At 34.7% G+C, this 20,686-nt stretch carries 14 protein-coding genes; all 14 read left to right on the top strand.

What is annotated here, in order from left to right; translation table 11 throughout:
* Positions 1 to 4 precede the first annotated feature (4 nt).
* The 14 genes from rseP to mutS all read left to right on the top strand — a co-directional run bounded on the left by rseP (position 5) and on the right by mutS (position 20,678).
* On the top strand, positions 5 to 1,282 hold the full coding sequence (gene rseP / locus LB941_RS01615) for an RIP metalloprotease RseP (RefSeq protein ID WP_253358944.1): 1,278 nt from the start codon (positions 5 to 7) through the stop codon (positions 1,280 to 1,282).
* 29 nt (positions 1,283 to 1,311) lie between these two features.
* The gene (locus LB941_RS01610; RefSeq protein WP_253358940.1) at positions 1,312 to 3,015 is read left to right on the top strand and encodes a proline--tRNA ligase; all 1,704 of its coding nucleotides are present in this window, start codon (positions 1,312 to 1,314) and stop codon (positions 3,013 to 3,015) included.
* A gap of 98 nt (positions 3,016 to 3,113) precedes the next feature.
* Entirely contained in the window at positions 3,114 to 7,457 is a 4,344-nt protein-coding gene (locus tag LB941_RS01605) for a PolC-type DNA polymerase III (protein ID WP_253358938.1), read from the top strand.
* A 184-nt stretch (positions 7,458 to 7,641) separates the two neighbouring features.
* The gene (rimP, locus tag LB941_RS01600; protein WP_253358936.1) at positions 7,642 to 8,115 is read left to right on the top strand and encodes a ribosome maturation factor RimP; all 474 of its coding nucleotides are present in this window, start codon (positions 7,642 to 7,644) and stop codon (positions 8,113 to 8,115) included.
* A 29-nt stretch (positions 8,116 to 8,144) separates the two neighbouring features.
* Positions 8,145 to 9,260, top strand: coding sequence for a transcription termination factor NusA (gene nusA / locus LB941_RS01595; RefSeq protein WP_253358934.1), 1,116 nt, complete (start codon positions 8,145 to 8,147; stop codon positions 9,258 to 9,260).
* A 19-nt stretch (positions 9,261 to 9,279) separates the two neighbouring features.
* Positions 9,280 to 9,579 (top strand): RNase P modulator RnpM, encoded by a 300-nt coding sequence (gene rnpM, locus LB941_RS01590; RefSeq protein ID WP_253358932.1) that lies wholly within the window; start codon positions 9,280 to 9,282, stop codon positions 9,577 to 9,579.
* Complete coding sequence (locus LB941_RS01585) at positions 9,569 to 9,874, top strand: YlxQ-related RNA-binding protein (RefSeq protein WP_253358930.1); 306 nt, start codon at positions 9,569 to 9,571, stop codon at positions 9,872 to 9,874. Before rnpM ends, LB941_RS01585 begins: the two co-directional genes overlap by 11 nt.
* A gap of 73 nt (positions 9,875 to 9,947) precedes the next feature.
* Positions 9,948 to 12,305: a translation initiation factor IF-2 gene (gene infB / locus LB941_RS01580; RefSeq protein ID WP_253358928.1), complete on the top strand. Its 2,358-nt coding sequence runs from the start codon at positions 9,948 to 9,950 to the stop codon at positions 12,303 to 12,305.
* Positions 12,306 to 12,326: 21 nt separating this feature from the next.
* Positions 12,327 to 12,686: a 30S ribosome-binding factor RbfA gene (rbfA, locus tag LB941_RS01575; RefSeq protein WP_253358926.1), complete on the top strand. Its 360-nt coding sequence runs from the start codon at positions 12,327 to 12,329 to the stop codon at positions 12,684 to 12,686.
* Positions 12,687 to 13,002: 316 nt separating this feature from the next.
* Positions 13,003 to 13,917: a tRNA pseudouridine(55) synthase TruB gene (gene truB, locus LB941_RS01570; protein WP_253358923.1), complete on the top strand. Its 915-nt coding sequence runs from the start codon at positions 13,003 to 13,005 to the stop codon at positions 13,915 to 13,917.
* Between the two features lie 12 nt (positions 13,918 to 13,929).
* Entirely contained in the window at positions 13,930 to 14,871 is a 942-nt protein-coding gene (gene ribF / locus LB941_RS01565) for a riboflavin biosynthesis protein RibF (RefSeq protein ID WP_253358921.1), read from the top strand.
* 134 nt (positions 14,872 to 15,005) lie between these two features.
* Positions 15,006 to 17,006, top strand: a complete 2,001-nt coding sequence (locus LB941_RS01560; RefSeq protein WP_253358919.1) for an alpha-glucosidase — start codon at positions 15,006 to 15,008, stop codon at positions 17,004 to 17,006.
* Positions 17,007 to 17,219: 213 nt separating this feature from the next.
* On the top strand, positions 17,220 to 18,020 hold the full coding sequence (locus LB941_RS01555) for a TIGR00282 family metallophosphoesterase (RefSeq protein ID WP_253358918.1): 801 nt from the start codon (positions 17,220 to 17,222) through the stop codon (positions 18,018 to 18,020).
* A gap of 30 nt (positions 18,021 to 18,050) precedes the next feature.
* On the top strand, positions 18,051 to 20,678 hold the full coding sequence (gene mutS, locus LB941_RS01550; protein ID WP_253358917.1) for a DNA mismatch repair protein MutS: 2,628 nt from the start codon (positions 18,051 to 18,053) through the stop codon (positions 20,676 to 20,678).
* Positions 20,679 to 20,686: the final 8 nt, after the last annotated feature.

The following is a 20,686-nucleotide window of genomic DNA, read 5'->3' as shown; positions in this document are numbered from 1 at the left end:
CTAAATGGTTGTTACCATTATCGCGTTCATTATAGTTTTTGGGACTATTGTTTTTGTACATGAGTTTGGCCATTATTTTTTCGCCAAACGTGCAGGAATTTTAGTACGCGAATTTTCTATTGGGATGGGACCTAAAATTTTCGCATACCGAAAAAATGAAACGACATATACAATTCGTATTTTACCGCTTGGAGGGTATGTACGAATGGCAGGATTAGAAGAAGACGATGAAGATTTACAAAAGGGAATGCCGGCGAGTTTAATTTTAGATGATGCCGGCATTGTAAAAAAAATTAATGTTAGTAAAAAGGTAACGCTACTCTCAGGTGTGCCAATTGAACTTGTAGATTGGGATTTAACCGACGATTTGTGGATTAGTGGTTATGAGAACGGCAATGAAGAAGAATTAAAAAAGTACGTTGTTGACCATGATGCGTTAATTATTGAAAAAGATGGGACAGAAGTTCAGATAGCACCAAAAGATGTCCAATTTCAATCTGCTAGTGTTTTAAATCGCATATTAACGAATTTTGCGGGTCCTTTAAATAACTTTTTGCTAGCGATTGTTGCGTTCACGCTAGTTGCAGTCATGCAAGGTGGCGTTCAAACAACAACTAACTATGTTGCAAGTGTAGAAAATAATTCCGTTGCTCAAAAAGCTGGAATTCGAAAAAATGATCAGATTATAAAGATTAACAAAACCAAAACGAGTAGTTGGACGACTTTAGCAACAGCAATTAGTAATCAAGCTGGAAAGAAAACAGTGCTAATTATTAAGCGAGCTGATAAAGAGAAAAAAATAACTTTGACTCCAGAAACAAAAAAAGAAAACGGCCAAAAAGTTGGCTATATTGGTATTAGTAGTCGGGTTAATACTAATAAGTCACTATTAGCAATTATTAGTTATGGAGTTAAGCAGACAGGTTCGGTAATAACACAGATATTTGCTGTTTTAGGATCGATGTTTACAAAAGGGTTTAGCTTAAATGATTTAGGTGGGCCCGTTGCCATGTATTCATATACGTCAGAAGCAGCTCACTATGGTGTTATCAGTGTTATTTCTTTATTAGCATTGTTATCTGTAAATTTAGGTATTGTTAATTTGTTGCCTATACCTGCATTAGATGGTGGAAAATTATTATTAAACATTGTTGAAGTGATTAGAGGAAAGCCAATTGATCCAAATAAAGAAATGATTATAACATTAATTGGTTTTGCATTTATGTTAGTTTTAATGGTTTTAGTGACATGGAATGATATTTCGCGTTATTTCTTACACTAGGATTATTTTTGAAAGAGGAGAAAATTATTGTGAAACAGTCTAAAATATTGATTCCTACTTTAAGGGAAACACCAAGTGATGCAGAGGCGCGCAGTCATCAATTAATGTTGCGAGCTGGTTATATTAAGCAAATTTCTGCGGGGATGTACTCATATCTCCCACTAGCAAACAAGGTATTATTGAAACTTGAGCAAATTGTACGGGAAGAAATGGAAAAAATTGATGCAGTTGAAATGTTAGTACCTGCAGTTATTCCAGCTGAATTATGGAAAGAATCAGGGCGCTATGACACATATGGTCCTGCTATGTTTAAACTAAAGGATCGTCATGATCGCGACTTTTTGCTTGGACCCACACATGAAGAAACATTTACTAGTATCGTAAAAAATGATATTAAATCATATAAAAAGTTGCCACTCGTTTTATATCAAATTCAAATGAAATATCGAGATGAAAATCGTCCTCGTTTTGGATTACTTCGTGGCCGTGAATTTTTAATGAAGGATGCATATTCATTTCATGCGGAAAACGAAAGCTTAGACAAAACATACCATGATATGGATACCGCATATCAAAATATTTTCAATCGTGTAGAGTTGAATTATCGTGGGATTATTGGTGATGCAGGCGCAATGGGTGGAAAAGATTCCAAAGAATTTATGGCAATTGCTCCAATTGGAGAAGATACAGTTGTTTATTCAGACGAAAGCGATTATGCAGCTAACTTAGAAATGGCTAAAAACAAGCGAGATATTAAAGTTTCGCATGAAGCACCGAAAGAGTTGGAAAAAGTAGCAACACCAAATGCTAAAACGATTGATGAGGTTGCAGCTTTCTTGGGAACAGATGCAAATAATGAAATAAAAACATTATTGTACATCGCAGATGAAAAACCAGTGGTTGTTTTATTGCGCGGTAATGACCAATTAAACGAAGTAAAATTAGTAAATTATTTAAATGCAGATTTCCTACGTCAGGCAACAGAAGAAGAAGCAGTCAAATATTTGGGTGCCGGTTTTGGTTCGTTAGGTCCAGTAGGAATTGCAGATGAATTAAAAGTTTTAGCAGATATTGATGTTGAAAAGATGATTAATGTTAATGTGGGCGCCAATGAAGATGGCTTCCATTATATAAACGCTAATAAAGATCGCGATTTCAGAGTCGATGAATTTACTGATTTGCGGACTGTAAAAGAAGGTGAAATTTCACCTGACGGAGAAGGAACATTAAAATTTACACGTGGGATAGAAATTGGTCATATTTTCAAGTTAGGTACACGCTATTCAGATACATTAGATGCAAAAGTATTAGATGAAAATGGACGCCAAAAATCAATTATTATGGGCTCATATGGAATTGGTGTTTCAAGATTGTTATCAGCGATTGTTGAACAGCATAGTGATGAAAACGGACTGATTTGGCCACGTTCAATTGCGCCTTTTGATGTGCATATTGTACCTATCAATGCTAAAAAGAAAGAACAAATGGCATTGGCAGATGAAATAACACAAACCTTAAAAGATGCAAATTATACTGTTTTAGTTGATGATCGTAATGAACGTCCTGGGGTCAAATTTGCAGATTCTGATTTGATTGGATTGCCTGTACGTATTACAATTGGAAAGAAAGCAACAGAAGGAATTGTTGAGATTAAGTTACGTAAAACAGGAGAAACAATCGAGGTCAAGCAAGGCGAATTGCTAAGCTCACTTGATATTTTACTAAAAAAGTAAGCGACACCTAAGAAGATAAAATATATCGAGTAGCGGTTAGTTATGAATAAAAACTGCTGCTCGATTTGTGGTATTAATGAAGAGAAAGGAGTCTTTTTTTGGCACTCAATAATAAAGAATTATTTCAAAAACTATTAGAGCAAATTGATTGGCAGCCTTCTCCACAAGAAAGTACTTATTTTGAAAATGCTGAGATAAAGAAAGTTGCAGTTCATGTAAAGTCAAGAAAATGGGAGTTTTTTATTAAAATAAAAGATATCTTACCGTATACTACTTTTATGGAATTGCAACAACATCTAGCAATTGGATTTAAAGAGATCGCTAATGTAAGTCTAACTATTGTCACAGAGCAACCACAACTTAATAATCGTAATTTAGGCGATTATTGGCAATGGGTTGTCGAAAATAGTGAGGTTCACTCAGCTTTAATGGGAAGCTTGAAGCGAAATAAAATTCCATACATTGATAACGATCGAGTCATGTTGCTTGCAGATAATGAAGTTGTTCAAAAATTTTTAAAAGAAGAAGCTCTAGGGCAGATTGAAAAAACATTTAATCGATGTGGATTTCCGCATTTTAATATAACCGTTCTAATAGATGAATCTAAAACACAAGAAAAAATAGATGAGTATAAAGAGCGTAAAGCCAAAAGTGATGCAGAGTTAACTAAAAAAGCAGTTGCAGCGATTCAACGGCAAAATACCAAACGTGAAAGCAAAGAAACTAGTAGTATAAATCCCAATAAACCACTAATATTAGGAAAGAGTATCAATAATGACATTGCAACTTGGCAGATGAAGGACATTACAGAAGAAGAACGTTCAGTTGTAGTTGAAGGCTACGTATTTGATAAAGAAGTACGTGAATTTAATTCAGGTAGACAGTTAATGACACTTAAAATTACTGACTATAGTTCTTCTTTTATCGTCAAGAAGTTTTCACGGACTGATGAAGATAAAGAGTTTTTTAGTGCTTTTAAAGTAGGGATGTGGCTTAAAGTTCGTGGCAGTGTCCAAGAAGATTCTTTTATTCATGATTTAACAATTAATGCATATGACATTAATGAAGTAAAACATGCTAAGCGTGAGGACACAGCTCCTGAAGATCAAAAGCGAGCAGAATTGCATGTACATTCCAACATGAGTATGATGGATGCCACTAACAGTATTACAACTTTTGTAGAACAAGCTGCTAAATGGGGTCAAAAAGCAATAGCCATAACGGATCATGGAACGTTACAAGCCTTTCCTGAAGCGCATAGCGCTGGATTAAAAAATAACGTAAAGATTTTATATGGTGTAGAAGCAAATATTGTTGATGATGGAACTCCGATAGCATATAACGATGCTCCAATAAATTTAAAAGAAGCTACATATGTTGTTTTTGATACTGAAACCACTGGGTTATCTGCTAACTATGATAAAGTCATTGAATTAGCAGCCGTTAAGATGCGTGATGGTGAGGTACTTGAAAGATTCGAACAGTTTATAGATCCAGGACATCCTTTATCTAGAACAACGATTGAATTAACAAGTATTACAGATGATATGGTTAAAGGCTCAAAAAGTGAAAAAGAAGTTTTTGAGATGTTTCAAGATTTTTGCAAAGACACAATTATTGTAGGACATAACGCAACTTTTGATGTTGATTTTATGAATATTGGGTATGATCGACATGGACTTCCTGCTATTACGCAACCATGGATTGATACTTTACCACTAGGTCGCTTTTTATATCCTGATATGAAAAGATTTACATTGGATACTTTAGCGAGACGGCTTAAAGTTGAACTAGAGCATCATCACCGTGCTATTTATGATGCTGAAGCAACCGGCTATATTTATTATGCAATGCTAAAAGATGCAGAAAATAATTATGGCATAAAATTGCATAGTCAGCTAAACGAGCATATTGGAGAAAATGAAGCATATAAAAGTGAACATCCTTTTCATGCAATCGTAATGGCTAAAACACAAGCAGGCTTAAAGAACTTATTCAAAATGGCTTCGGAAGGAATGACGCAATACTTTTATCGTGTTCCACGAGTGCCTAGATCAATATTGGATAAATATCGAGAAGGTTTGATTGTTGGTTCTGCATGTGCTAGCGGTGAAGTTTTTACTGCAATGATGCAAAAAGGATATGCAATTGCTCGTGAAAAAGCACGCTACTATGATTATCTAGAGATACAGCCTAAGCCATTATATGCGGGATTACTTGAAAGAGAATTGGTAAAAGATACTAAGCAACTAGAAGATATTATTAAAAATATGATTAAATTAGGGCATGAACTAGGTATTCCGGTAGTTGCAACGGGTGATGTTCACTTTTTAAATAAAGAGGATGCAGTTTACCGAAAAATCCTGATACATTCACAAGGAGGCGCTAACCCGCTAAATAGATTAAAGCAACTACCAGATGCACATTTTAGAACAACGGATGAAATGCTGGCTGAATTTTCATTTTTGGATGAGCAAACAGCAAAAGAAGTAGTTGTAGATGCACCTAATCAAGTGGTCAATTGGTGCGAGGAAATATCACCAGTAAAAGATAAGTTATATACTCCTAATATGCCAGGGGCAAAGGATGATATTCGAAATCTAACTTTAAACAAAGCACATGAATTATATGGTGAAACTTTACCTAAAATTGTTCAAGATAGATTAGATAAAGAATTAAAATCTATTATTGGTAATGGATTTTCAGTTATCTATTTAATTTCACAAAAACTTGTTTATAAATCTAACAAAGATGGATATTTAGTTGGTTCACGAGGATCGGTTGGTTCTAGTTTGGTTGCTACAATGACTGGAATAACAGAAGTCAATCCCTTACCACCACATTATCATTGCCCAAAATGTAAATATTCACATTTTTATGAAAAAGGTGAGTATGGTTCCGGTTTTGATTTACCAGATAAGAATTGCCCTAACTGTGACACTATGCTAATTAAAGATGGTCAAGATATCCCCTTTGAAACATTCTTGGGTTTTAAAGGAAATAAAGTTCCGGATATTGATTTGAATTTTTCGGGTGACTATCAACCAATAGCTCATAATTATACGAAAGTTTTATTTGGTGAAAACAATGTTTATCGTGCAGGAACAATAGGTACAGTTGCTGATAAAACTGCATATGGATATGTAAAAGCATATGAGCGTGATACAGAACAAAGTTTTAACACGGCAGAAGTTGATCGCTTAGCTAAAGGTGCAACCGGGGTAAAAAGAACGACGGGACAACATCCCGCGGGAATTTTAGTTGTCCCCGATACAATGGAAATCTATGATTTTACACCTATTCAATACCCAGCCGATGATTTGACGGCAACATGGCGCACAACTCACTTTGATTTCCACTCAATTCATGATAATATTTTAAAACTTGATATTTTAGGACATGATGATCCAACCATGATTAGAATGTTACAAGATTTATCTGGGATTGATCCCAAAACAATTCCGACAGATGATCCAGGAGTGATGTCACTGTTTTCTGGCACAGATATTTTACATGTTACACCAGAACAGATTCAATCCAAGACAGGAACGCTAGGTGTGCCGGAATTTGGAACCCGTTTTGTAAGGGGCATGTTGGAAGAAACACATCCATCAACGTTTGCAGAACTTTTGAAAATTTCAGGTTTATCGCATGGGACTGATGTTTGGTTAGGCAATGCGGAAGAATTGATAAAAAATGGAACAGTAACAATGCCTAAAGTTATCGGATGTCGTGATGATATTATGATGGATTTAATTCATGATGGAGTTGAGTCAGATATTGCTTTTAAGATAATGGAAAGTGTGCGTAAAGGTAAGGGGATTCCAGATGAATGGCAAAAACAAATGCGAGATGCTGATGTAGAAGAATGGTATATTGGAGCTTGTTTGAAGATTAAATACATGTTTCCTAAAGCGCATGCGGCAGCATATGTTTTAATGGCATTACGTATTGCATACTTTAAAGTGTATTATCCACTTGTTTATTATGCAGCCTATTTTTCTGTTCGAGCTGATGATTTTGATTTGGTTTCGATGGCGCATGGTAAGGAAACTGTTAAAGCTAGAATGAAGGAAATAAGTGATAAGGGGACCGATGCTTCTACTAAAGAAAAAAATTTATTAACCGTGTTAGAACTTGCTAACGAGATGCTTGAACGTGGTTTTGAATTTAAAATGGTAGATTTGAATCGTTCGTCTGCCTCAGATTGGTTGATAGAAGGTAATTCGCTAATTGCACCTTTTTCAGCTATACCAGGATTAGGTGTCAATGTTGCTAAGCAGATTGTGGCAGCACGTGAAGAACAAGAGTTTTTGTCTAAAGAAGACTTGTCAAAACGAGGAAAAGTTTCTAGTACTTTAATTGATTTTATGACTGAAAATAAGGTGCTGGATGCTTTACCAGATTCTAATCAATTAGATTTATTTGATAATCTTTTTTAGTTTCAGCGAGTAAGCTTAGATTATACTTTTAAGAACATAGATATATTTTCTTGAAAGATATAATTTTCCATGTTACAATAATAATTGTTAATACTCGGTGAGAGTGAGCAGTGATGCTCACTCTTTTTATTGGAGTTATCAAACTTTACGAGTAATAGAGTAGTAAGATTAAGGAGGTAACTGTGTGAGCAGTGTTGTGGAAGTAGTAACTGAATTGGTTAATCCGATTTTGATTGAGCATCATTTTGAATTAGTAGATGTCGAATTTGTTAAAGAAGGAAAAAGTTGGTATTTACGTGTTTTTATTGATAAACCAGCTGGAATTACAATCGATGAATGTGTGCTAGTCAGTGACGAATTAGGTGAAAAGTTAGATACTTGTGAACCTGACCCAATTCCGCAAGCATACTATCTAGAAGTCTCTTCTCCAGGAGCAGAACGACCATTGAAAAAAGAGGTTGATTACGAGAAAGCTTTAAATAAGTATGTTAATGTATCTTTGTATCAACAATTAAATGGTCAAAAAATATACGAAGGAACTTTAATTGAACTGACTGCAACAGATTTAACGTTAGAATATATGGATAAGACGCGTAAGAAAAGTATTTTAATCCCAAGAAAACAAATAGCTAAGGCGCGATTAGCAATTAAATTTTAGAAAAAGTCATTTTAACAAGGAGTAAGGAAATGAGTAAGGAATTACTAAATGCATTAAATGCACTTGAGACTGAAAAAGGTGTAAAAAAAGAAGTTGTCATTGAAGCGTTGGAACAAGCTTTAATATCTGCATATAAGCGTAATTATGGGCAAGCTCAAAATGTTGATGTTGAATTTGACCGAACAAAAGGGAACATCCATGTTTATGCTGTTAAAGAAGTTGTTAACGAAGTTTTTGATTCACAATTAGAAGTAAGTTTCAGTGATGCATTAGATATTAATAAGGCTTATGAGATTGGTGACTCAATAAAGTTTGAGGTAACACCCAAAGATTTTGGTCGTATTGCAGCACAAACTGCTAAGCAAGTAATCATGCAACGAGTGCGTGAAGAAGAACGTAGTAATATTTACAATCAATACATTCAATATGAACAAGAGATTGTAACAGGTGAAGTTGAACGACATGACAGCCGCTACATCTATGTAAATCTTGGTAAGGTCGAAGCGGTTTTATCACATCAAGACCAAATTCCTGGTGAGAAATATTCACCCCATGATCGTATCAAGGTTTATATTTATAAAGTTGAAAATTCTTCTAAAGGACCACAAGTTTATGTAAGTCGCTCTCATCCAGATTTATTACGACGTTTATTCGAACAAGAAATCCCAGAAATATTTGACGGAACTGTTGAAATTGTATCGATTGCACGTGAAGCTGGAGATCGCGCTAAAGTGGCAGTTCGCTCAAATAGTGAAAATGTTGATCCAGTTGGAACTTGTGTAGGACCGCGTGGGGAAAGAGTTCAAGCTATTGTTAACGAACTAAAGGGCGAAAACATGGATATTGTTGAATGGCGTGAAGAAAATGCTGAATTTATTGCCAATGCATTAAATCCAGCGGAAGTAGTCAGTGTGACTTTTGACCCTGAAAATGAACGAGCTTGTAGAGTAGTTGTTCCAGATAGTCAATTATCTTTAGCTATTGGGAAACGAGGACAAAATGCACGTTTAGCAGCTCGTTTAACTGGATTTAAGATTGATATCAAACCTGAATCAGAGATGAATTCAGCTGATAAGGCATCTGCAGGAGCTACTAATGCTGCAACTGAAGTGCAATTACCAGATGAAAATTCTAAAGAAGATTAGTTTAAAGGGTGATTAAGGTATGGCACAAAGAAAAATACCAATGCGTAAAGATATTGTAACTGGTGAAATGAAACCTAAAAAAGAATTAGTACGTATTGTTAAAAATAAAGAAAATGAAATTAGTATTGATCCAACAGGAAAAAAAGCAGGTCGTGGTGCATATATTCATCTTAATGTAGAGATTGCTAAAAAAGCTCGGCTTGAACGAACGTTTGATAAAGCTTTTGGGATAAAAATTGCTCCTGAATTTTATGATGAGTTAGTTGCTTACATTGATCATCAAGTAGCAAGAGCAGAGTTATTTAAAAATGGAAAATAAGCAAAGAATTTTAAATCTCTTAGGTTTAGCGCGCCGTGCAAGTAAAATCGTAACGGGTGAGGACATGGTGCTTAAGCAGATAAGAAGTCAAAAAGTATTTTTGGTTTTTGTTGCTAATGATGCTGGACCGAATACACGAAAAAAATTTACGGACAAATGTCATAGCTACAACGTGACATTTAGTGATGTATTCACACAAGCTGAGTTAAGTGTAGCAATTGGACAAAAACGTTCTATTGTTGCGGTGTGTGATACAGGATTTAGTAAGAAAATGCGACAATTACTTAGCAATTAATGAAGCATCCTGATTAATCGGGATGGTTATAATTGCCTGATTAGTCGTATAGATACTTAAGGAGGCGGAGTTTATGCGAAAAAAGCATATCTATGAATTAGCTAAAGAACTTGACGTTGCAAGTAAGGTTTTAGTTCAAATTGCACGTGAAAAGGGTTTTGATACAAAAAGTCATATGTCCACAATTGGTGAAAATGAGGAGCGCCAATTACGTGAAGCATATACTCAGAATGTTAAGAAAAATGAAACAGCTAAAGCAACTGCAAAAAAATCTGAAATTAAAAGTAAGCCTAAAAATATAAAAAAGACAGAAGCAAAGAAAGAAACAAAGAAAGATACAGAGACAGAAAAAAAGACGGTCGCAAAAGCCGCCAAGCCACACTCCCAAGCTGTACATTCGGTTCGCTCAAATGAACAAGTCCAAACTAAAGCGAATCCGCAAAGAAATAATGAAAGGCACACAGGGAAAAATATGGATAAGAAGAAAACAAGCACGCCTAACCGCAATAATGGGGAGGCAAATTCTAACGGCCGAAAGCAATATGGAAACGGAAATAACAATAATCGCTTTAATAATAATAGGCGCAATAATCGCAATAATAAAAAAAATAACCGTAATCGGAACAATCATAGCAATAAACCAGCTGTTCCACCACGTAAGAATAAGCCACTACCAGAAAAATTAATGTATACAGTTGGCATGAATGTAGCAGATATAGCTAAAAAAATTCACCGTGAACCAGCTGAAATTATTAAAAAATTATTCATGATGGGGACAGTTGTTAATCAAAATCAATCGCTTGACAAAGATACAATTGAACTTTTAGCAACAGACTATGGGATTGAAGCTGAGGAAAAAGTTGAAATTGATGTAGCTGATATTGATAAGTTCTTTGATGAAGAAGAACAAAGTACAGAAGACATGCAAGTGCGGCCACCAGTTGTAACAATCATGGGACATGTTGATCATGGTAAAACGACGTTATTGGATAAATTACGTCATTCGCATATCACTGAGGGTGAAGCAGGTGGAATTACACAACATATTGGTGCTTATCAAGTACGTCATAACGATAAAGTTATCACATTCTTAGATACACCAGGCCATGCTGCGTTTACAGATATGCGTGCTCGTGGTGCAAACATTACCGATATTACCGTTCTTGTAGTTGCAGCAGATGATGGGGTAATGCCACAGACAATTGAAGCAATTAACCATGCTAAAGCAGCTGGTGTGCCAATTATTGTTGCAGTTAATAAGATAGATAAGCCAGGTGCAAATCCTAATCACGTTATGGAACAATTATCTGAGTATCAATTAATCCCTGAATCATGGGGTGGCGATACAATTTTCGTTGAAATTTCAGCTAAGTTCGGGAAAAACCTAGACGAGTTATTAGATATGATTTTACTAGAAGCAGAAATTTTGGAACTTAAAGCTAATGCTAATCAAAGGGCTGCTGGCTCAGTTATTGAAGCTCGTTTGGATAAAGGTAAAGGTTCAGTTGCTACCTTGTTAGTTCAACATGGTACAATGCATGTTGGTGATCCTATTGTTGTGGGAAATACATTTGGACGTGTAAGAACAATGTTAAATGCACGTGGCCATGATATAAAAAAGGCAACGCCAGCGACTCCAGTGGAAATTACCGGGTTAAATGATGTTCCAGTTTCAGGTGACCGTTTCTTAGTCTTTGAAGACGAGAAAACAGCACGTGCAGCCGGTGAAGAACGTGCTAAACGTGCTTTATTGAAGGAAAGAAGTCAAACAAATCACGTAACTTTAGACAATTTGTTTGATACCTTAAAGCAAGGTGATTTAAAAGAAGTTGCCGTTATTATTAAAGCTGATGTACAAGGCTCAGTTGAAGCTATTGGTCAATCTTTTAAAAAGATTGAAGTTGAAGGTGTACGAGTTAATATCATTCACCAAGCAGTTGGTGCCATTAATGAAAGTGATGTTACGTTAGCGGAAGCATCAAATGCGATTATAATTGGGTTTAACGTTCGTCCAACACCACAAGCTAAAATACAAGCAGAGTCTGATAAAGTGGATATTCGCTTGCATAATGTTATTTATAAGGCAATTGATGAAATTGAAACAGCTATGAAGGGTATGCTTGAACCTGTTTATGAAGAAAAAATTATCGGTCAAGTTGAAATTAGAGAAACCTATAAAGTATCTAAATTGGGAACTGTTGGTGGTGGCTATGTTACTGATGGCTACATTCAACGTGATTCAGGTGTCCGCTTAATTAGAGACGGAATTGTTATCTATGAGGGTAAACTTGCATCTTTGAAGCGCTTTAAAGATGATGTTAAACAAGTTAAACAAGGTTTTGAATGTGGTTTGATGGTTGAAAAATATAATGATCTAAAAGTTGGCGACCAAGTCGAAGCATTTATTATGCAAGAGGTACCGGTCGAATAGCTAAATTGATGGAGGAAAATAATGGTACAACATTTTCGTGTAGGTCGTTTGTCACAAGAGATTCAACGTGAAGTTAATGATATATTGATGAAACGTGTCCGTGATCCTCGTATTCAAGGTGTAACGATTACAGGTGTTGAAGTGACTGGTGATTTACAGCATGCAACAATTTATTATAGTATTTTATCTGATTTAGCATCAGATGCACAAAAAACACAACAAGGTCTTGAAAAAGCAACTAGTTTAATTCGAGGTGAATTAGGCAAGCGTTTGACAATTTATGTAACTCCAGAATTGAAATTTGAACGAGACAGTTCTGTTCGTTATGGAGATCATATTGATCAATTATTAAGCGAGTTGCATAAAGAAGACAAATTTTAATGAACTCAAAAGACTGAGAAAAATTAATTTTTCTCAGTTTTTGTGCTATAAATTACTAAATTAAGCAATAATTTCTATAAAAAGCAATAATATTCACAAGAATTAAATATGAAAGTGAATTTTTTAGCTGTTTAAAAAATGTAGTCTAGAGTCTAGGCAGATTAAGCTTATTTTAACAATTGGAATTAGTAGACGTTTGAATTAAAATAGTGTGTATTTGTAAATTATTAGAACTGAGAAGGGAGTATGTAAACTTTCTTGATCATGGAAAAGATATGTTTCTGTGATTTTTCATATTTTATATAGTAGATAAATAATGGATGGAATATTACCCTTATATAAAGAACGGGGAATGACTAGTAATGATGCTGTTTTTAAGTGTCGTAAAATTTTTAAAACACGGCGTGTTGGACATAGTGGGACACTTGACCCTAATGTTGATGGTGTACTCCCAATTTGTATAGGAAAAGCTACAAAAGTAGTTAATTATATGATGGATTCAGGTAAAATATACATGGGGGAAATTACTTTAGGATTTGCAACTGAAACTGAGGATTTGGATGGTGCAGTAATAGCTGAAAAAAAACTGACTGAAGCTTTTACTGATGAAGAAATAACTGCGGCAATGCAGAAATTAACGGGAACAATGATTCAAATTCCACCGATGTATTCAGCTATTAAAGTCAATGGTAGACGGCTATATGATTATGCACGTAAAGGTGAAGAAGTACAAAGACCTGAAAGAACAATAACAGTTGATTATTTCAAGCAAATAAAAAAAGCACAATTTGATGCATCTAAAGGACAACAAACAATCTATTTTGAGGTTGGCTGTGGGCGTGGAACGTATGTCAGAACGCTAGCCGTTGATTTAGGTAAAACATTAGGTGTTCCAGCTGTAATGTCAGATTTAACGCGACTTAAAAGTGGTGGCTTTCTAATTGGTGAAACAGTTAGCCTAGCTCAATTGCAAGAATTAACTGAACCAGAACAACTGGCCCAAAAATTAATGCCAATTGAACATGCACTAAAGAAATTTCCTAAATATGTATTATCTGATGAACAATGGAAATTAGTAAAAAATGGTGGCTTTCTAAATCCACGATATATTAATAAAGGTAAAATCGTAGCGCAACTCTGCCTTTTTTATGAAGATAGGGTTCGTTGTATTTATAAATATAATGAAAATAAAATGCATTATCAACCTGAACAGATGATAGATTTGACGTAAGAGGTGAGATGAGTGGAAGTTATAGAGCTAACAGAACCGTATCAAAAAGAAAAAATTCCAGTTGGAGATTGTGTTTTAGCTTTGGGTTTTTTTGATGGTGTCCATCGAGGACATCAAGCGGTTATCAAGGAAGCTAAAAAACAAGCAATTAAGCAACATCAAAAATTGGCAGTAATGACTTTTGATCGTCAGCCTAAAATAATGTATCAAAAAAACATTCCAAGTCATGTACAATATTTGACATTGTTAAAACGTAAGTTAGAGTTATTTGCCCAATTGGGCGCAGACATTGCCTATGTGGTAACATTCAATGAAAAAATGGTGCCTATGCAACCACAAGAATTTGTAGAAAAATATATTATTGGAATAAATGCGACATGTGTTGTAGCTGGGGCAGATTATACTTATGGCAAAAAAGATATTGCTAATATGGAGACATTACCTAAATTTGCACAGGGACGTTTTAAAATAGTGAGCGTGACACATTTAGAAGATGAAGCACAAAAGATAAGTTCTACGCATATTCGAGAATTGATTGATACAGGAGATATTTTTCAAGCAAATAAACTATTAGGTTATCCTTTCCAAACACAAGGAACAGTGGTTCACGGGTTTGCACGTGGGAGAACAATTGGATTTCCAACTATTAATATTAAAAGCAGTCTTGAACAAAGAATACCAGCTGTAGGAGTGTATGCTACTAAGGTTTGGATTCGGAAAAATGAATATATTGGAATGGCATCTGTTGGATATAATGATACATTTGGTGATGAGTTTGATTTAACTGTTGAAATTAATTTATTGAATTTTCATGCAGATGTTTATGGCGAACATGTTAAAGTTGAATGGTATGAACGGATGCGTGGAATGGTTAAATTTGCTAATGCTAAAGAGTTAATTCTACAATTGCAAAAAGATGAAATCGAAACCAAAAGATATTTTGGCTTAAAATAAAATAGCTATGCTAAAGAATCGCGAAAAATACAATTTTTTCGGGGTTCTTTTTTCAAATTGTCTGAAAAAATTCACATTCCATTCACAAATACTAAGTAAAGTAAGATGTGAATTAAAAAATTAGGAGGTAAAGCATGGCATTAAAAGTTTTAGATAACAGCTTGGCTTTAACCGACAAGAAATTAATCTATAATGAAAGAGTAATTCTGTCTGAAAATGAAAAATCACCGTTAGCATTTTTAGGTTACGGAGATCAAAATATGAACATGCAAGGCAGTAATTATAGTTTTGAAGACAAATTAACTAGTAAACTTCCTTTAGTAATTGGCAGTATTACAGAATTAGAAGATGCATATAATATTAACTTAACGTTTGAAAATACTAATCACTTGGAATTAAAGTGTTATCTTGATAATGAAGGACGTCTTATTGTAGAACCACATATTCTAAAAAAAGGGAATTGGAATCGACTATGGTTACGGATTGTAGCGGATTCAGAAGAAAAAATTTATGGTTGTGGAGAACAGTTAACATACCTTAATTTACGAAAACATGTTTTCCCCATATGGACATCAAATACAGGTGTTGGTCGGAATAAGAAAAAGTTAGTGACAATGCAAGCAGATCTTGAAGAGAATGCTGGTGGTGATTACTATACAACTAGTTTTCCGCAGGCAACATTTATTTCAAGTCATAAATATTATTGTCATATAGACGACTACAGCTTTGTTACTTTTGATTTTACCAATGAGCAGTTTCATGAGTTGCTTTTTTGGAGCGTTCCTAAACGACTAATATTTGAAACATCAACCACGTATAAACGCTTACTAGGTAAAATGACTAAATTACTTGGACGACAAAATGTCTTACCATCCTGGACTGATAATGGTATTATATTAGGCTTAACTGGTGGAATTAAAAGAGTACAACAGGTAGAAAAAAAGTTAAAAGCTGGTGGAGTAAATATTGCTGCAATTTTATGTCACGATGTAAATGAGAAAAGCCAAGAAAAATATTCAAATTTAGCAGAAACGATTCAACAATGGAATAAAGAAGATATGAAATATTTAGGTTATATAACGCCTTATATTGCTAAAAATAGTCCTAATTATTTGAAATTATCAGGAAAGCAGATGTTTGTCAAAAATAAAGAGGGTAAGGATTACACTGTATTGATTTCTCACCAACAGTTTGTTTTAATTGATTTGACTAACCCCATGGCTTTTATGTGGCTTAAAGACGAGATTAAGAATAAATTATTAGCTATCGGAGCTAGTGGTTGGATAGCAGATGGTGGTGAAAATTTACCTGCGGATGGTATTGTATTTGAAAATAAACAGGCATTTGAATTACATAACTATTGGCCAGTTTTATGGGCAAAATGTAACTTACAAGCTATCGAAGAAACTAGAAAAGAAGCTGAAATTGTTTACTTTATGAAGGCGGGTAGTGCTCAAAGTGCGTATTATTCGCCAGTGTTATGGCAAGGAATGCAGAGTGTTGATTGGAGTCAAGATGATGGTTTAGCTAGTGCAATTTGTGCAACACTTTCAAGCGGTATGTCGGGAATGGGAATATCACAAAGTGACATTGGCGGAAATTTAAGCTCATATGGAAATATGCGAACAGCTGAACTTTTGGCACGTTGGACTGAATTTGCGTGCTTTAGTCCTTTTATGCGAATGCAAGAAACCAATCGGCCGGCAGTCAATTTTCAAGCGTATGATAATAATATAGCAATAGAGCATCTAGCTAAATTTAGCAATATTTTTAAAGACCTTAGTAGGTATCGACAAGAAGTTATCAAACAAGTAACACTCGAAGGATTACCTGCAATGCGCCCCCTTTTTATAGAATATGAAAAAGATGAGGAAGCTTACAAACAACGTTACGAATATCTTTTTGGAACAGATTTGCTAATTGCACCTGTGTATCGTGCAGGAAAAAAAGAGTGGCAAGTATATCTTCCAGATGATAATTGGATTCATATTTGGTCTGGTAGAAAATATAAAACCGGCTATCATACAATTTCTGCGCAAATAGGTGAAATTCCTGTTTTCTATCGAGCATACTCGAAATTTTCAGAACAATTTGAAAAAATTGGTAATCAGTATTCAAAAGGTTGGATACAATAAAAAAGTATGTATGAGATAGTAATTTTGAAATAATATTTAATTTTAACCGAAGTAATAAAAAAATAAATTTCCTTTAGCTGAACAATTATAATTTCAGCTAAAGGAAATTTTTGCCATATTAGAAGAATTTATACCTATAAGTAAACTATCTATCATTGATATAGAAAAAATGTTAAAATTATATCTGAGACTAATGAAAAAGAGGAAATTAAAATGCGTATTTTATTTGTCGGAGATGTAATGGGTGAACCAGGGCAAGAGATGTTAGAACAATATTTGCCACTGGTAAAACATAAATATCGTCCTCAAGTAACTATTGTTAATGGTGAAAATGCAACCCATGGTCGAGGGATTAATGAGCGGGTGTATAAAAAAATTCTAAAATCAGGTGCAGATATTATAACAATGGGAAACCATACGTGGGACAATCGGGAAATCCATGACTTTATTGATGATGCTAAGAAGCTTATTCGACCGGCAAATTTTTCAGCGCATAAAGTTCCAGGTAAGGGTTATGCAATTATAAATATAAATCAAATAAAACTCGCAGTTCTTAATCTACAAGGACGTGTCTTTATGAATCCTAGTGATGATCCATTTGCAGTTGCAGAAAAAATAATTACTGAATTGCAAGAAAAAACGGATGTTATTTTTGTAGATTTTCATGCTGAGACAACTAGTGAAAAAGAAGCATTTGCGTGGTATTTTGCTGGTAAAGTAAGTGCTGTTTTAGGAACGCATACTCACGTTCAAACAAATGATGCACGTATTTTACCAGGAGGGACTGCTTTTTTAAGTGATGTTGGGTTTACAGGCCCATATAATGGGATTCTTGGTATGAAACGTGAAAATGTAATTGAACGTTTTTTGAATCAGATGCCAACTAGATTTGAAGTTGATGAAACGGGACCACAAACGTTTAGTGCTTGTTTGGTAGATGTAAATGATAGTAATGGCCAAGCAAAAAGAATTGAAACTTTACAGATTAATCCAGATCATCCGTGGATGGACTAAAAAATAATAAAGAGAGGGAAACGAAACTTTATGCCGCAAAAAACAAAGAATACGCCGATGATGGAACAGTATTTCAACGTAAAAAAGCAGTATCAAGATGCTTTTTTGTTTTATCGTTTAGGTGATTTTTATGAAATGTTCTATGATGATGCAATAAAAGGATCACAGATTTTGGAATTGACATTAACCCAACGAAATAAAAATGCACAAGACCCAATTCCAATGTGTGGTGTGCCGCATCATGCTGCACAAAATTATATCGATATTTTGGTTGACAAAGGCTATAAAGTAGCAATTTGCGAACAAATGGAAGATCCAAAACTTGCTAAAGGAATGGTAAAACGTGAAGTTATTCAACTGGTCACACCGGGAACCATTATCGATGAAAAAGCAGGTGAAGCAAAAGAAAATAATTATTTAACTGCACTACATCAAAAGGGTAATGATTATGGCTTTGCATATGTTGATTTATCTACAGGTGAATTAAAATCAACGGTTTTATCTAGTTTAGCAGCTACAGAAAATGAAATTTTAAGCTTGCATACTAAAGAGATTGTGTTAGATAAAAGTGCTTCAGATGAGACCTTGAAAATGCTAAAAAAATTAAAAATTTTGATCTCACATCAAGAAGAAGTTAAACAACAAGCTGAATCTAGTTATGCTGTGCAAGATTTGACAAGATCAAGTGAAATCAGTGCTGTAGAGCATTTATTAATGTATTTAACAGTTACGCAAAAAAGAGCATTGGTCCATTTGCAAAAGGCAGTGCATTATGAAGCTTCACATTTTCTGAAGTTAGATCATTATGCGAAAAGAAACCTTGATTTGTTAAGTAATACGCGAACCGGGAAAAAATCTGGAACTTTACTATGGTTGTTAGATTCAACGAGAACAGCAATGGGTGGTCGTTTGTTGAAGCAATGGATTGAGCGACCTTTAGTAAATAAACAAAAAATTGAAGCGCGCCAAGAAAAAGTTTTAAGCTTATTGAATCATTATTTTGAACGTAGTAGTCTTCAAGAAGCGTTGACGAAGGTTTATGATTTGGAGCGGCTTGCTGGTCGGGTGGCATTTGGAAGCATCAATGGACGCGATTTAATACAATTAAAAACTTCTTTAGAGAATGTACCGCAAATTCGCTATGTTTTAGAACAGTTGAATGAAGGGCAATTTGATGATATTTTGGAGCAACTAGATCCGGTTGAAGAAGTAGCAGATCTGATTGAAAGAGCAATTGTTGAAGAACCATCTATTTCAGTAACTGAGGGTAACTTAATCAAAAAGGGTTACGATGCTAAACTAGATGAATATAAGGATGCCATGAAAAATGGTAAGAAGTGGTTAGCACAACTTGAAGCTACAGAACGTGAGCAAACAGGAATTCATAATTTGAAAATTGGTTATAATCGTGTTTTCGGATATTATATTGAGATAACAAAAGCTAACTTGACTAGATTACCCCAGGATCGTTATCAAAGAAAACAAACACTGACCAATGCAGAGCGTTTTATAACACCGGAGCTAAAAGAAAAAGAAGACTTAATTTTAGATGCTAAAAACAAAGCAACTGAATTAGAGTACCAATTATTTGTTGAAATTAGAGAACAAGTAAAGGATCAAATTAAACGTCTACAAAAATTAGCGCATGGGTTAGCACAATTAGATGTCATCCAAAGCTTTGCCGTCGTCAGTGAGGATGCACATTTAGTGTGTCCCGAATTAGATAATGAAAAACATACATTAAAGATTGAAGCTGGTTGGCATCCAGTAGTTGAAAAAGTTGTTGGTCGCCAAAGTTATGTTCCAAATGATATTTTAATGTTACCTGACACAGAAGTACTCTTAATTACTGGACCGAATATGTCTGGGAAAAGTACTTATATGCGACAATTAGCTTTAACAGTTATTATGGCGCAAATGGGTTGTTTTGTGCCTGCAAAAAAGGCACAATTACCAATTTTTGACCAAATTTTCACTCGGATTGGTGCAGCAGATGATTTGATTTCTGGGGAATCGACATTTATGGTGGAAATGAAAGAAGCAAATGAAGCATTGAAGAATGCTAGTGCAAATAGTTTGTTGTTATTTGATGAACTTGGCCGAGGAACTGCAACATATGATGGAATGGCACTTGCACAAGCAATTATTGAATATATTCATAACAATGTTCATGCGAAAACACTGTTTTCAACCCACTATCATGAATTGACAGTACTTGATAAATCACTAGGACATTTAAAGAATATTCATGTTGGTGCAGTTGAAAAAAATGGTGAATTAGTCTTCCTACATAAAATTGAAGATGGACCAGCTGATAAATCATACGGAATCCACGTAGCTAAGCTAGCAGGAATGCCTGATAATTTAATTGAACGGGCAAGTATTATTTTAGACAAATTAGAAGATACGCCAGTCTCAAATAAAGCGGCTGATGAAAAAATTAAGCCGGTAATAGATACTACAGAGACCCCAAATATGCTTGAAGAAGAACAATTATCATTGTTTGGCGGTTCGCAAATAGCAAATAAGCAAGTGATGCCCACAAAAAAGCAGAACAAAATTATCAATGAGATTGAAGATGTTAATTTAATGTCAATGACTCCAATGGAAGTCATGAATATAGTTTATAAGTGGCAAGAAGAGTTGCATAAAAAATAACTAAGGGG

The sequence above is a fragment of the Ligilactobacillus ubinensis genome (assembly GCF_024160875.1).
In the GTDB taxonomy this organism is placed as follows: Bacteria; Bacillota; Bacilli; order Lactobacillales; family Lactobacillaceae; genus Ligilactobacillus; species Ligilactobacillus ubinensis.
The sequence above is the reverse complement of the archived record's forward strand: the minus strand, read 5'-3'. Positions and strand labels throughout refer to the sequence as shown.

Excerpts from the sequence above, each read along its gene's own strand:
- mutS (WP_253358917.1), top strand. The coding sequence starts at position 18,051 with ATGCCGCAAAAAACAAAGAATACGCCGATGATGGAACAGTATTTCAAC.
- LB941_RS01555 (WP_253358918.1), top strand. The coding sequence starts at position 17,220 with ATGCGTATTTTATTTGTCGGAGATGTAATGGGTGAACCAGGGCAAGAG.
- rseP (WP_253358944.1), top strand. The coding sequence starts at position 5 with ATGGTTGTTACCATTATCGCGTTCATTATAGTTTTTGGGACTATTGTT.
- LB941_RS01560 (WP_253358919.1), top strand. The coding sequence starts at position 15,006 with ATGGCATTAAAAGTTTTAGATAACAGCTTGGCTTTAACCGACAAGAAA.
- LB941_RS01585 (WP_253358930.1), top strand. The coding sequence starts at position 9,569 with ATGGAAAATAAGCAAAGAATTTTAAATCTCTTAGGTTTAGCGCGCCGT.
- rnpM (WP_253358932.1), top strand. The coding sequence starts at position 9,280 with ATGGCACAAAGAAAAATACCAATGCGTAAAGATATTGTAACTGGTGAA.
- nusA (WP_253358934.1), top strand. The coding sequence starts at position 8,145 with ATGAGTAAGGAATTACTAAATGCATTAAATGCACTTGAGACTGAAAAA.
- truB (WP_253358923.1), top strand. The coding sequence starts at position 13,003 with ATGGATGGAATATTACCCTTATATAAAGAACGGGGAATGACTAGTAAT.
- rbfA (WP_253358926.1), top strand. The coding sequence starts at position 12,327 with ATGGTACAACATTTTCGTGTAGGTCGTTTGTCACAAGAGATTCAACGT.
- infB (WP_253358928.1), top strand. The coding sequence starts at position 9,948 with ATGCGAAAAAAGCATATCTATGAATTAGCTAAAGAACTTGACGTTGCA.